The sequence below is a fragment of the Marinobacter orientalis genome (genome assembly GCF_004792665.1).
GTDB lineage: Bacteria > Pseudomonadota > Gammaproteobacteria > Pseudomonadales > Oleiphilaceae > Marinobacter > Marinobacter orientalis.
Map to the genome: position 1 here is coordinate 1,165,868 of NZ_SRZX01000001.1, position 13,036 is coordinate 1,178,903.

Below are 13,036 nucleotides of genomic sequence, written 5' to 3' on the forward strand. Positions count from 1 at the left end.
GCCTGAAAAGAAATTTTGTCGTCCGTGTGACGCAAGGATTGGTGGCTGATCAAAATTATCGGCGAGTGACCATTGTCCACTGCGAGGCTCTACGAGGCAGGTTCAAGAGCGCAACAGGGCTGGGTTATAGGTTGTAGCTCATCTGCGTGATAAAATCAGGACCAACGGAAGCGAAAGCGTCCGAGTGCAGAGATACTGCATTTTAGAATGACTTTGAGTGAATCGATGTAGATGAGCGGCGCTGTTGGGTTTATGTACCCAATATGTACCCAGCCAGAAACGAAAAAGAGCCCATCCGAGGATGAGCTCTAAGTCGTTGAAATCTGGTCGGCGTGGCAGGATTCGAACCTGCGACCCCTTCGTCCCGAACGAAGTGCGCTACCAAGCTGCGCCACACGCCGATCAACGGCCGGTATTATACGGATTAAGTGGTGATTTACCAGCCCCTCCCGGATTTCCCTTAACCGGCGGTCGGCAGTACCGAGATATCCGCCACCCGCAGGAACAGGTTCCGCAGCAGGTTGAGCATGGCCAGGCGGTTGTTGCGCACGGCCTCGTCGTCGGCCATCACCATGACTTCGTCGAAGAAGTTATCCACCGGTTCCCGCAGGCTGGCCAGGGAACTCAGAGCGGTGGCGTAGTCGCCCTTCCCGAACAGGGGCAGAACCTTCTCTGCCTGCTGGCGGATATGCTCTGCCAGGGCTATTTCCGCTTTCTCCTGCAACAGGTCGGTATCGATGGTTTCACCAATGCTGTCGCCACCCTGCTTGGTGAGAATGTTGGACACCCGCTTGTTGGCGCCGGCCAGGGCCAGGGCTTCCGGCAGCTGACGGAAGGCTTCCACGGCTTTCACGCGGCGGTCAAAGTCCAGCGGGCGCGTGGGACGGCGGGCATGCACGGCCAGGTAGACCTCGGCACTGATGCCCTGCTCTTCATAGTGGGCGCGGAAGCGCTCCAGCATGTAGTCCACCACCGTATCGGCCACGCCGGTTTCGGTGATAGTACTGTGTTCTGCTTCTGCCCATTGGCATAGCGTCTGCAGGTCCAGCGGCAGTTCCCGCTCAATGATGATGCGCAGCACGCCGAGGGAGGCGCGGCGCAGGCCGAAGGGGTCGCGGGTGCCCGACGGTGGCTGGTTGATGCCGAACAGGCCCACCAGGGAATCAATGCGATCGGCAATCGCCACGGCGCAGCCGGTCAGGCTGGCGGGCAGGTCATCACCGGCAAAACGGGGCATGTACTGTTCGTTCAGGGCGCTGGCCACGTCTTCGTTTTCACCGTCGTTGGCGGCGTAGTAATGGCCCATGATGCCCTGAAGATCGGTGAACTCCAGCACCATTTCGGTGACCAGGTCGGTTTTGGCCAGCATGGCAGCGCGCTCGGCCAGCACCGGATCGCTGCCGATGGCATCGGCGATTTTCCTCGCCAGCGCGGCAACCCGTACAGACTTGTCATAGAGGCTGCCCAGCCTGTCCTGGAATACGATCGGCTTGAGCTGCTCGATGCGGTCTTCCAGCCTGATCCTGCGGTCGGTGTCGTAGAAGAAGGCAGCATCGGACAGGCGCGGGCGGATGACCTTTTCGTTGCCGGAGATCACCTGGCCCGGGTCCTTGCTTTCCAGGTTGGCGACGGTGATGAACAGCGGCAGCATCCTGCCGTCGGTAGAGATCACGTGGAAATACTTCTGGTGTTCCTTCATGGAGGAGATCAATGCCTCGGCGGGTACTTCCAGGAAGCGTTCCTCGAAGCGGCCCATCAGCGGTACCGGCCATTCGTTCAGTGCGGTGACTTCGTCCAGCAGATCTTCATCGATGACCGCCTGGCCACCGGCTTCGTGTCTGGCTATTGCCATTACGCCGTCGCGAATCTGTTCGCGGCGTTCGGCAAAATCGGCAATGACGTAGCCTTCCTGGCGCAGTACCACTTCGTAGTCACCGGGGGTGGGAACAATCAGCGACCGGGGGCAATGGAAACGGTGGCCATGGGTCTTGTTGCCCGGCGTCAGCCCCATGATCGGGGTTTCAATCACCTTATTGCCGAACAGCATGATGGCCCAGTGGACCGGCCGCACGAATTCGGTGCGGTGGGCTCCCCAGCGCATGCGTTTGGGAATGGGCAGGGCGGCGAGGGACTGGTCTACCAGTTCCGGCATCAGATCGACGGTGGGGCGGCCTTTTTCGATGGTGCGATAGACCACCCAGGCGCCCTTGTCGGTTTCCAGGGTGTCGAGCTGGTCAGGTGTTATTCCCAGGGAGGTGGCGAAACCTGTGAGCGCCCGGGTGGGGTTGCCGGAGTCGTCGAAGGCGGCCTTTACGGCCGGGCCGCGTTTTTCCACCGGTTTGTCGGGTTGTGCGTCTTCCAGGTCCCGTACCCGCACGGCGAGCCGGCGTGGTGCGGCAAAGGCTTCCACCTTGCCAAAGCGGATACCGGCCTCTTCCAGGCCCCTGGCAATGCCATGGCTAAAAGCGTCAGACAGCGGCTTGAGGGCCTTGGGGGGCAGTTCTTCGGTGCCCAGTTCGACCAGAAAATCCTGTGTTGCCATGATTATGCGTTCCCCTGTTCCTGCTGAGATTTTTTCGCTTTCCTGCCCTTCCTGGTTTTTTCTTCGGCGGCCTCGGCCGCTGCCAGTGCTTCCTTGCGCAGAGCCTCAGGCGCCAGCGGGAAGCGAAGCTTGCGGCGGCTGTCGAAGTAAGCCTGGGCAACAGAACGGGCCAGGGTGCGAACCCGCAGGATAAAACGCTGGCGCTCGGTCACGGAGATGGCGTGCCGGGCATCCAGCAGGTTGAAAGTGTGGGAGGCCTTGAGTACCTGCTCGTAGGCAGGCAATGCCAGGCCCGCTTCGATCAGGCGGGCGCTTTCACGCTCATGAACATCGAAGCTGTAAAACAGAAAGTCGGTATCGGCGTGCTCGAAGTTGTAAGTGGACATCTCCACTTCCTGCTGGTGGAACACGTCACCGTAGGTAACCACCCCATCCGGGCCTTCGGTCCATACCAGGTCGTAGACACTGTCGACGCCCTGAAGATACATGGCGATGCGTTCAAGCCCGTAGGTGAGTTCGCCGGTTACCGGGAAGCATTCCAGGCCACCGACCTGCTGGAAGTAGGTAAACTGGGTGACTTCCATGCCGTTGAGCCAGATTTCCCAGCCCAGGCCCCAGGCGCCGAGCGTGGGTGATTCCCAGTTGTCTTCGACAAAGCGGATGTCGTGCACCAGCGGGTCGAGCCCCAAGGCCTTCAGGGAATCCAGGTACAGCTCCTGGATGTTGTCCGGGGACGGCTTGAGCACTACCTGGAACTGGTAGTAATGCTGCAGACGGTTGGGGTTTTCGCCGTAGCGGCCGTCGGTGGGGCGGCGGCTGGGCTGAACATAGGCGGCGTTCCAGGTTTCCGGGCCGATGGAGCGCAGGAAGGTGGCGGGGTGGAAGGTGCCGGCCCCCACTTCCATATCCAGTGGCTGGAGTACCACGCAGCCGTGCTGCGCCCAGAAATTCTGCAGGGCCAGAATCAGGCCCTGGAAAGTTTTGATATCCGGGGTGTTTTCGGAAGTTGCCTTGTCTGTCACGACGTTTGCCTGCTGGTCAGTCTGTGTGTGGCGCCCGGGCATCTGGCCGGAGCACTCTGAAAAAAAAGGGATTATACGCCTGCGAATCGCGTATTTCTAAGTTCGGTTCAAAGGTCTGCTTTTGCACTAGAAGAAGGTCAGCCCCACCTGGAAAAGTTTTTCCACATCCCGTATCCGGGTTTTGTCCACCAGGAACAGGATTACATGGTCATCGGGCTGGATCCGCAGGTGATCATGGGCAATAAGCACTTCGTTGTGGCGGACGATGGCGCCGATCGTAGTGCCTTCCGGAAGATTGATCTCGTCGAGGCGTTTCCCCACCACCTTGGAGGACCGGTGGTCGCCGTGGGCAATGGCTTCGATTGCCTCGGCCGCACCCCTGCGCAGTGAGTGAACGTTTACTACGTCACCACGGCGCACGTGTGTGAGCAGGCTGCCGATGGTGGTTTGCTGGGGCGAGATTGCCACATCAATATCGCCACCCTGGATCAGGTCGACGTAATCCGGGTTGTTGATCAGGGTCAGTACCTTGCGGGCACCCAGGCGCTTTGCCAGGAGCGAGGCCATGATGTTGGCTTCATCATCGTTGGTGACGGCACAGAACACATCGGTATTCTCGATGTTTTCTTCCAGCAGGATGTCCTTGTTGGCAGCGTTGCCTTCAAGTACCACCGTCTTGCGAAGGTTTTCGGACAGCATCACGCAACGTTCGTGGTCGCGTTCCAGCAATTTCACCTGGAAGCGGGATTCCAGGGTGTGGGCAAGGCGTTGGCCGATGTTGCCGCCACCGCAGATGAAAATGCGCTTGTAAGGCTTCTCCAGTGGCTGCAGCTCACTCATCACCGAACGGATATGGTCCGAAGCGGCAATAAAGAACACCTCGTCGCCGTCCTCGATGACCGTGTCGCCGCGGGGCATGATGGCCCGCCCTTTTCTGAAAATGGCAGCAACCCGGGTCTCGATTTTCGGCATGTGAGTCCGCAGGTAGGACAGCTCGTGTCCCACCAGTGGTCCGCCTTCTGTGGCGCGGATGGCAACCAGCTGGGTCAGCCCCTTCGAGAATTCCAGCATCTGCAGAGCGCCGGGATATTCGATCAACCGGGTAATGTGTTTGGTGACCAGGTGTTCCGGGCTGATCAGAACGTCGAGGGGGAAGCCCCGCAGGCTGTCCAGGTCCTTTTTCTGGTCGCGCTGGTAGAACAGTTCCGGCTTTGCCAGGTAGGCATTGGCCCTGACCCGGCAGATGGTGGTGGGTGTTTTATACAGCAGCTTGGATACCTGGCAGGCCACCATGTTGACCTCATCGCTGTTGGTGACGGCGATGAGCATATCCGCATCTTCCGCGCCCGCCTGTCTCAACACGGTGGGAAAGGACGCCTTGCCCTGGACCGTGCGAATGTCGAGACGATCCTGAAGCTCCCGCAGGCGGGCACTGTCGCTGTCGATCACGGTAATGTCATTGGCTTCGTTGGCGAGGTTTTCTGCGAGTGTACCGCCCACCTGGCCGGCGCCGAGAATCAGGATTTTCATGGTTCAGGTTTCTCCAGCACGGCGTAAAAGAATCCATCGTGGCTTTCAGCAGCAGGTAGCAGCTGGCGGCCGGTATCCATGTCACGGCCCCAGGGTACATCCGGTTTGACCAGAGCTGCGTCGTTCTGCTGCTTCAGGAATCGACGGATTATACGGTGGTTTTCCTGCGGGAACACGGAACAGGTGGCATAGACCAGACGCCCGCCCGGGGCAAGCACCTGCCACATGGCCTCCAGCAGGCCCAGCTGGATATCGGCCAATGGCACAATATCGGATTCCCGCCGCAACAGCTTGATATCCGGATGCCGGCGGATCACACCGGTGGCGCTGCAGGGAACATCCAGCAGGATGCGGTCAAACGGCCGCCGGTCCCACCACCGGTCGATATCTGCTGCATCTGCCTGTTCGAGTGTGGCTGTCAGGTCCAGCCGGTCCAGGTTTTCCTGCACCCGGGGCAGCCGATCAGCGGACTCATCGATAGCCACCACTTCCGCCAGTTCCGCGCAGCTTTCAAGGATAGCGCAGGTTTTGCCACCGGGCGCGGCACAGGCATCCAGCACCCGTTGGCCGGGGGCCAGATCCATCAGGGCGGTACAGAGCTGGGCGGCTTCGTCCTGGACGCTGACCGCGCCATCGGCGAACCAGGGCAGGTGGTCCACCGGCACAGGTGAGGCAAGCTGAATGCCATAGGGTGCGAACAGGGTGGCGGCAGCGTCGATACCGGCGTCGGCGAGAAGCTGAAGATAGTCATCACGGATAAAACGGCGGGCATTGACCCGCAGGGTCATGGGCGCCTGGGCGTTGTTGGCCTCAAGAATGGCCCGCCAGTCACCGGGCCAGTTGTGGCGCAATTTTTCCAGCATCCAGCGGGGATGGCTGAAGCGGGCACTGTCGTCGGGCCAGTCCGGCTCCCCTTCCCGTTCCGCTGCTCTTAACACACCGTTAACCAGGCCCGTCAGATGGGGTTTGTCGAGGGCGCGGCAGGCTTCCACGGTTTCATTAAGCACCGCGTAGGTGGCCTGTTGGCTGAAGCGAAGCTGGAACAGGGCCACCAGCATCAGATGGTGCACAATCCGGTCCGGTTTACGCAGTGGCTTGTTCAGGCGCGCCTGGAGTTCGGCATCGAGCCGGTGAAACCAGCGGCAGGTGCCGTAACACAGGGCCTGGAGTTGCGGGCGTTCGTTGTCGGCGACGTCATCAAGGGCCAGGGGCAGGCACTGGGTCAGTGACTGGCCATTTTCCACGGATTGCAGAACCCGGGCGGCCACGGCGCGCATCGGCTGGCCCCGGTCGTTCATTCAGTGCAGCTCCTGGCCGGGCATCAGTATTTCCCTGCCGCCGTTGATCAGGTCGTTGGCCGATTGCGGGCGCGAGCCGGGCAGTTGCAACCGGGTAATTCTCAGGGACTCCAGACCACAGGCAATGTCGATGCCTTTGCGGCTGCGGCGGATAACGGTGCCAGGGTGTCTGTCACTGGTGTCTTCCAGAACCCCGGCCTGGTGAATGCGGATGCGCAGGTCGTCGAGATCGGTGTAGGTGCCCGGCCAGGGATTGAAGGCACGTATCAGCCTGCCAATCGTGGGTGCGTCCAGGGTCCAGTCGATATGGCCTTCTTCCTTACTGAGCTTGCTGGCGTAACAGGCCTGCGCTTCGTCCTGGACTTCGCCCCGCAGTTCGCCTTTTTCCAGGTGCTCCAGCGCCTTTACAATGGCCTCACCACCCAACTCCGCCAGGCGGTCATGGAGGCTGCCACCGGTGTCGTCTTCCTCAATCGGGGTAATGGCCTTCAGTAACATCTCACCGGTGTCCAGGCCGGCATCCATCTGCATGATGGTGATGCCGGTCTCGCGATCACCGGCGGCGATCGCGCGCTGGATCGGAGCGGCGCCGCGCCAGCGGGGTAACAGCGAAGCGTGGATGTTCAGGCAGCCATGGCGCGGGATATCCAGAACCGCCTGGGGCAGGATCAGCCCGTAGGCCGCCACGATCATGACGTCTGCCTCCAGTGCCTGCAGTTCTTCCCGGGCTTCGGCGTTTTTCAGGGACCGGGGCTGGAATACCGGAATACCGGCGTCCAGGGCCACCTGTTTGACCGGGCCGGCTGTCAGCTTGCGGCCACGGCCGGCGGGCCGGTCGGGCTGGGAGTAGACACCAACCACCTGGTGGCGGGTTGCAAGCAATGCCTTGAGTGCAGTGGCTGCAAAATCGGGAGTGCCGGCAAAAACAAGTCGCAAGGGCTATCGTTCCATGGTCTGTCGAATACGAAAAGACCGGGTATGCACCCGGTCCCCATTTACTCTGTCCTGGCGGTCTCAGGCACTTTTCTTGTGGAGCTTTTCCAGTTTCTTGCGAATCCGGGTGCGCTTCAGTGAGCTCAGGTAGTCCACAAACAGCTTGCCGTTGAGGTGGTCCATTTCATGCTGGATACAGACTGCCAGCAGGCCGCGGGCTTCCAGTTCAAACGGTTTGCCGTCGCGATCGATGGCCCTGATCCGGCAGTGTTCAATCCGCGCGACTTCTTCATAGAAGCCCGGCACGGAGAGGCAGCCTTCCTGCATCTCTTCAGGCTCGCCATCGAGGACTTCCACCTCCGGGTTGATGAATACCCGCGGCTCGCTCCTGTCATCGGACAGGTCCATCACAATGATCTGCCTGTGCACGTTGACCTGGCTGGCTGCAAGGCCAATGCCGGGCGCATCGTACATGGTCTCGAACATGTCGTCGATCAGCTTGCGGGTCTCGTCGGTCACCTCATCCACCGGCCTGGCAATGGTGCGTAAGCGGGGATCAGGGTATTCGAGAATATCTAGTATCATGGCGCTCGTACTTTTGGTGTCTGTATCTGATTTCCACCGTTATCTTTTGTAACGGTGTGAAAACTGTGTCCGAAATGCGACAGCGTACTGCGCATTTTCCGATCCCGTGACTATTATGATCGGGATGAAAGAGCCGATTTCAACAGTTTATCGTCTTTCACAAAAGTATTATCCCTCAATTCGCTCATTGAGTACAAACTGATCAGTTGATAGCTAAAAGCTTTTGACAGTGACGTAGAATTTACTGGAAGAACAAAAGATAACATCACAATTTACGAGACATCTTCTATAGTAGTGGTATAAAAGGCCCATACCGGCTCATACCAAGAACAGAATCCAACGATTCAAGGCACGCGATCAAGGACTTAAACAATGAGGAAACTGCTGTACGCTCTGGCAGCAAGCATGTTGCTGCTAACTTCCTGGGCCCATGCCGCCCCGGATCTGAGGTCCGATCATCCCGAGCGTTACACTGTCGTGAAGGGTGACACCCTGTGGGATATTTCGGCACGTTTTCTGAACAATCCCTGGTACTGGCCTGAAATCTGGCATGTGAATCCTCAGGTAGAGAATCCTCACCTCATCTATCCTGGTGACGAGTTGGCGCTGGTCTATATCGACGGCCAGCCGCGCGTCACCAAGGTGTCCAGTGACCGTGTGGTCAAGCTGTCGCCCAAGGTAAGGTCCGAGCCCATCGATACACCGATTCCCGCCATACCCCTGGATGCAATCAGCAGTTTCCTGTCAGACACCCGAATTGTTGATGCGGACAAGCTCAACGGCGCGCCCTACGTGCTTGAAGGCGAGGATGGACGCATCATTACCGGAGCTGGTGATCGTGTCTATGCCCGTGGCGAAAAACCTGCGAATAACGTGGGTATTTTCCGCCGCAGCAAGGAGTTCCGGGATCCGGAAACCGGGGAATTCCTTGGTCTTGAGGCCCGCAGCATCGCCAGTGGCGAGATTATTGCAGAAAACAGCGACGTGCTGACTCTCAGTCTCAGGAAGTCCAGCGAGGAGGTGCGAATCGGCGACCGCCTGCTGGTCAGCGAAGACCGTCGTATCACCACAAGTTTTGTACCCAGCCCGCCGGATGATGATATTGAGGGCCGGATGATCTCCGTCGAGGGTGGTGTCAACCAGATCGGCCAGTACGATGTGGTTGCCATTAACCGCGGGGAACGTGAAGGCCTGGAACAGGGTAATGTCATGGCGGTTCTCAAGAACGGTAACCTGGTGCGCGATCCGGTGACCAACGAGACCATCGAGCTGCCCTCCGAGCGTGCCGGTCTGCTGATGATCTTCCAGACTTACGAGAAAATGAGCTATGGTCTGGTTCTGCAGGCTACGCGCCCGTTGTCGGTGGGGGACAGGGTGACCAACCCCTGACGAGTTGACCATTGATGTCAGGACGATGTTGAAAAGGAGCCGCCTCGCCGGCTCCTTTTTTGTGGCATAATCCGGGCCGGTCCCGCCAGGAAGGCGGGCTCCGTCACCAGTATCTGATCCATGGAAGGATGTGCCATGCCCGCAACGATTCCCGCCCAGTCAAATCCGGGCCTGTTCCGGTCGGAAACCGGCTTCTGGTTACTGCTGTCCTGTCTGCCGAAATTCGGTGTCCGCCGCCAGCAGGCGATAACTGAGCATTTTGGGGATTTCCACGGGTTACTGACCCGTAATGCCGCCACCCTGAAAGCGATCGGTCTGGCAGCAGAAACCATCGAGGCCCTGGAAGCCTGGCGTCGCCAGGATCGCCACCATCCGGTGGTTGCCGCTGCTGTCGCCATCTACAGGGATTGCCTCAGGACCGGAACGGTTATCCTGACCATGGCGGATGCGGATTACCCTGATCCTTTGAGGCATATCCAGGATCCACCACTGGTGCTTTACCTGCGTGGTGACCGGACGCTTCTGGGGCGGGAACAGATCGGTATCGTCGGCAGCCGCAATGCGACCAGGGCCGGGCTGGAACATGCCCGCTCCTTCGCTGCAGCGCTGGGCAGGAAAGGGCTGCTGGTGACCAGCGGGCTGGCTCTGGGTGTCGATGGTGCCGCCCACTCCGGCGCACTGGATGCCGGCTTTGCGACCGTGGCCGTCATCGGCAATGGCGTTGACCGACCCTACCCCTATCGCCATCGCACGCTCAGCGCACGCATCGCTGCGGAAGGTGTCATTGTCTCTGAGTACCCGCCAGGCACCTCTGCCAAAGCCGGTCATTTTCCCCGCCGAAACCGGATTATCAGCGGCCTCAGTCGGGGCATCCTGGTAGTGGAGGCAGGCCTGAAAAGTGGCTCGCTGATTACCGCCCGTCTTGCGCTGGAACAGGGCCGGGAGGTCTTTGCCATTCCCGGCTCGGTACACAATCCCCTGGCGCGGGGATGCCATGAGCTGATCCGGCAGGGCGCAAAGCTGGTGGAAACGGTGGATGACATCTGTGACGAGCTGGGCACCTGGTGGAGTGCGCAGGGCCCAGGGGAAGGGCCCGACATGGCTACGGAGAAGCAACCGGAAAACGCGATAATGACAGGATTGGACGCCCGGGAAATCGCGGTGCTGGAGGCTTTAGGGTATGATCCGCAATCAACCGATGACTTATGTTCAGTGACAGGCCTCCCCGCCGACCAGCTGATGCAGTCGCTGCTGCTTCTGGAGCTCCAGGGGCTGGTGGATGCTGCCCCCGGAGGGTTTCAGCGGATTGCCTGACCTGTATTCAGTGACCTGACGATCCCATGAAAAAACCACAGCAACCCCTGACTGACTGGCACCTTCATTGTGCCCGCCGCACCCTTCTTGGTGGTGGCGTTATTGCTTACCCGACCGAAGCGGTCTGGGGCCTGGGCTGCGACCCCTGGAACCCGGAAGCCGTTGAGCGGATTCTTGAACTCAAACAGCGCCCGGTCGAAAAAGGCGTGATTCTTGTGGCTGCCTCTGTCGATCAGGTACGTTTCCTGCTGGACCCGTTGCCTCAGGAGTTACAGGACAAAGCCATATCCTACTGGCCCGGCCCGGTGACCTGCCTGTTACCGGATGTGCTGAAGCAGATCCCGGATCAGGTAAGAGGACAGCACAGTTCCATCGCGGTGCGCGTCAGTGATCACCCGGTGGTGCGTGCTTTATGCGAAACTGCGGGCTTTCCGTTGGTGTCTACCTCCTGCAACCCCGCCGGCCGTCAGCCGGCACGAACTTCTTGGCAGGTGCGTCGGTACTTCGAGGGGCAACTGGACTGGCTGGTGCCGGGAAAGTTGGGCGGTAATCGCCAGCCCAGCCGTATCATTGATATCGTAAGCGGAAAACAACTTCGTTAGGAGAGCCCATGCCACAGCAACCCGACAGCAATGCCGTCAAACAGTACCTGCTTGGACTGCAGGAGCATATCTGCCAGCGGCTGGCGGCGGTTGATGGCAGGGGCGGTTTTGCAACCGATACCTGGGACCGGCCCGAGGGTGGCGGTGGTGTCAGCCGGGTTATCACCGACGGCGACGTTTTCGAGAAAGGGGGTGTCAATTTCTCCCACGTCATGGGTGACACCATGCCGGCCTCGGCCACCGCGCACCGGCCCCATCTGGCGGGTGCGCCCTGGCAGGCCATGGGTGTGTCCCTGGTGCTGCATCCCTTCAATCCCTACGTGCCCACGTCCCATGCCAATGTACGGTTTTTCGTGGCGACACCGGAAAATGCCGAGCCGGTGTACTGGTTTGGCGGCGGATATGACCTCACACCCTATTACGGCTTTGATGAGGATTGCGTGCACTGGCATCGGGTTGCAAAGGCGGCCTGCGATCCGTTCGGAAAGCAGATGTATCGTGATTACAAGCACTGGTGCGACGATTACTTCTACCTCAGGCACCGGGATGAGCCCCGGGGCGTGGGCGGGCTGTTTTTCGATGACCACAATAGCGGGGATTTTGGCCGCGATTTCGCACTGATGCAGTCTGTGGGCGACAGTTTTATCGAGGCCTACGAACCGATTGTGCAGCGCCGCAAGTCTCTTGACTGGGGCGACCGTGAGCGCCATTTCCAGCTCTATCGGCGGGGCCGTTACGTGGAATTCAATCTGGTCTACGACCGCGGCACGCTGTTTGGCCTGCAGTCCGGCGGCCGTACCGAATCCATCCTGATGTCGTTACCCCCACTGGTACGCTGGGAATACAGCTATGTGCCGGAGCCGGGCTCGGAAGAGGCGCGCCTGACGGAGCATTTTCTCACCGGACGTGACTGGCTGGAGACTGCCAATGAATAATGATCTGTACGCGGTGGTGGGCAACCCCATCAGCCATAGCAAATCCCCCCGTATCCACAGCCTGTTTGCCAGCCAGACTGGTGAACAGCTTGAATACACCGCCATTCAGGCCCCGGAGAATGATTTTGCCGGCACCGTCACCGGCTTCTTCCAGCGTGGCGGCAAGGGACTGAACGTAACCGTACCCTTCAAGGAGCAGGCCTGGAAGCTGGCGGACCGGCGCACCGAACGGGCGCAACTGGCCGGTGCTGCCAATACCCTGTATCAGGATAGTGAAGGCCTGCTGATCGCGGATAACACGGATGGCAAGGGTCTGGTGACAGACCTGACGGCGAACCACGGCATTGGCCTGACGGGCAGGCGAATCCTTGTGCTCGGTGCCGGCGGAGCCGTACGCGGCGTGCTGGGGCCGGTACTGGCGGAAAAGCCGGCGGCCATTGTCATAGCCAATCGTACAGTGGCGAAGGCTGAAGCGCTGGTGACACTGTTTGAACCGGTTGCGGGGCAAACCCGACTGGAGGCGTGCGGATTCGAGCAGCCCACGGAGCCCTTCGACCTTATTATCAACGGCACCAGTGCCAGCCTGCAGCACGACCTGCCACCGGTGTCCGCAAATGTGATCGGTGCCGACACGGTTATCTACGACATGATGTATTCTCTGCAGACCACGACGTTCAATCAGTGGGCACTGGATCAGGGGGCCACAAGGGTATTTGACGGCCTGGGCATGCTGGTCGAGCAGGCGGCGGAGTCGTTCCGGTTATGGCGCGGTATCCGTCCCGAAACCCGGCCGGTGATCGACGAATTGCGAAACGACTGAGCCCGATGCGGGTGTGTGGGCTATGCTCAGCAGGTGCATACGGGCTCCCAGGCTCTCTCTAAAGGT

The 13,036-nt window shown here is 59.8% G+C and carries 11 protein-coding genes and 1 tRNA gene; 5 read left to right on the top strand and 7 right to left on the bottom strand.

Features of this window, described 5'->3' with window-relative positions; all coding sequences use genetic code 11:
- Positions 1-324: 324 nt before the first annotated feature.
- The 7 genes from DIT72_RS05480 to def form a co-directional block, all read right to left on the bottom strand.
- Positions 325-401: transfer RNA gene (locus DIT72_RS05480), tRNA-Pro, on the bottom strand.
- 59 nt (positions 402-460) lie between these two features.
- Positions 461-2,542, bottom strand: a complete 2,082-nt coding sequence (glyS, locus tag DIT72_RS05485; RefSeq protein ID WP_135954158.1) for a glycine--tRNA ligase subunit beta — start codon at positions 2,540-2,542, stop codon at positions 461-463.
- Positions 2,543-2,544: 2 nt separating this feature from the next.
- Positions 2,545-3,564 carry a glycine--tRNA ligase subunit alpha gene (glyQ, locus tag DIT72_RS05490; protein ID WP_135954159.1) on the bottom strand — a complete coding sequence of 340 codons (1,020 nt, stop codon included), beginning with the start codon at positions 3,562-3,564 and terminating at the stop codon, positions 2,545-2,547.
- Between the two features lie 126 nt (positions 3,565-3,690).
- Positions 3,691-5,094 carry a Trk system potassium transporter TrkA gene (trkA, locus tag DIT72_RS05495; protein ID WP_135954160.1) on the bottom strand — a complete coding sequence of 468 codons (1,404 nt, stop codon included), beginning with the start codon at positions 5,092-5,094 and terminating at the stop codon, positions 3,691-3,693.
- Complete coding sequence (rsmB, locus tag DIT72_RS05500; protein WP_135954161.1) at positions 5,091-6,392, bottom strand: 16S rRNA (cytosine(967)-C(5))-methyltransferase RsmB; 1,302 nt, start codon at positions 6,390-6,392, stop codon at positions 5,091-5,093. Before rsmB ends, trkA begins: the two co-directional genes overlap by 4 nt.
- The gene (gene fmt / locus DIT72_RS05505) at positions 6,393-7,328 is read right to left on the bottom strand and encodes a methionyl-tRNA formyltransferase (RefSeq protein ID WP_135954162.1); all 936 of its coding nucleotides are present in this window, start codon (positions 7,326-7,328) and stop codon (positions 6,393-6,395) included. It lies immediately after the preceding gene.
- Between the two features lie 78 nt (positions 7,329-7,406).
- A complete protein-coding gene (gene def, locus DIT72_RS05510) occupies positions 7,407-7,910 on the bottom strand; it encodes a peptide deformylase (RefSeq protein WP_135954163.1) in 504 nt (167 codons plus the stop codon).
- Positions 7,911-8,282: 372 nt separating this feature from the next.
- Here def and DIT72_RS05515 point away from each other — a divergent pair, with 372 nt between their 5' ends.
- From DIT72_RS05515 to aroE, 5 genes are all read left to right on the top strand, one after another.
- Entirely contained in the window at positions 8,283-9,299 is a 1,017-nt protein-coding gene (locus DIT72_RS05515) for a LysM peptidoglycan-binding domain-containing protein (protein ID WP_135954164.1), read from the top strand.
- 135 nt (positions 9,300-9,434) lie between these two features.
- A complete protein-coding gene (gene dprA / locus DIT72_RS05520) occupies positions 9,435-10,613 on the top strand; it encodes a DNA-processing protein DprA (protein ID WP_169449982.1) in 1,179 nt (392 codons plus the stop codon).
- 26 nt (positions 10,614-10,639) lie between these two features.
- A complete protein-coding gene (locus DIT72_RS05525) occupies positions 10,640-11,215 on the top strand; it encodes an L-threonylcarbamoyladenylate synthase (protein WP_135954165.1) in 576 nt (191 codons plus the stop codon).
- An 8-nt stretch (positions 11,216-11,223) separates the two neighbouring features.
- Positions 11,224-12,150, top strand: coding sequence for an oxygen-dependent coproporphyrinogen oxidase (gene hemF / locus DIT72_RS05530; protein ID WP_135954166.1), 927 nt, complete (start codon positions 11,224-11,226; stop codon positions 12,148-12,150).
- Complete coding sequence (gene aroE, locus DIT72_RS05535) at positions 12,143-12,970, top strand: shikimate dehydrogenase (RefSeq protein WP_135954167.1); 828 nt, start codon at positions 12,143-12,145, stop codon at positions 12,968-12,970. The genes hemF and aroE overlap by 8 nt, the downstream gene beginning before the upstream one ends.
- Positions 12,971-13,036 lie beyond the last annotated feature (66 nt).

Excerpts from the sequence above, each read along its gene's own strand:
- aroE (WP_135954167.1), top strand. The coding sequence starts at position 12,143 with ATGAATAATGATCTGTACGCGGTGGTGGGCAACCCCATCAGCCATAGC.
- DIT72_RS05515 (WP_135954164.1), top strand. The coding sequence starts at position 8,283 with ATGAGGAAACTGCTGTACGCTCTGGCAGCAAGCATGTTGCTGCTAACT.
- dprA (WP_169449982.1), top strand. The coding sequence starts at position 9,435 with ATGCCCGCAACGATTCCCGCCCAGTCAAATCCGGGCCTGTTCCGGTCG.
- trkA (WP_135954160.1), bottom strand. The coding sequence starts at position 5,094 with ATGAAAATCCTGATTCTCGGCGCCGGCCAGGTGGGCGGTACACTCGCA.
- rsmB (WP_135954161.1), bottom strand. The coding sequence starts at position 6,392 with ATGAACGACCGGGGCCAGCCGATGCGCGCCGTGGCCGCCCGGGTTCTG.
- def (WP_135954163.1), bottom strand. The coding sequence starts at position 7,910 with ATGATACTAGATATTCTCGAATACCCTGATCCCCGCTTACGCACCATT.
- DIT72_RS05525 (WP_135954165.1), top strand. The coding sequence starts at position 10,640 with ATGAAAAAACCACAGCAACCCCTGACTGACTGGCACCTTCATTGTGCC.
- glyS (WP_135954158.1), bottom strand. The coding sequence starts at position 2,542 with ATGGCAACACAGGATTTTCTGGTCGAACTGGGCACCGAAGAACTGCCC.
- hemF (WP_135954166.1), top strand. The coding sequence starts at position 11,224 with ATGCCACAGCAACCCGACAGCAATGCCGTCAAACAGTACCTGCTTGGA.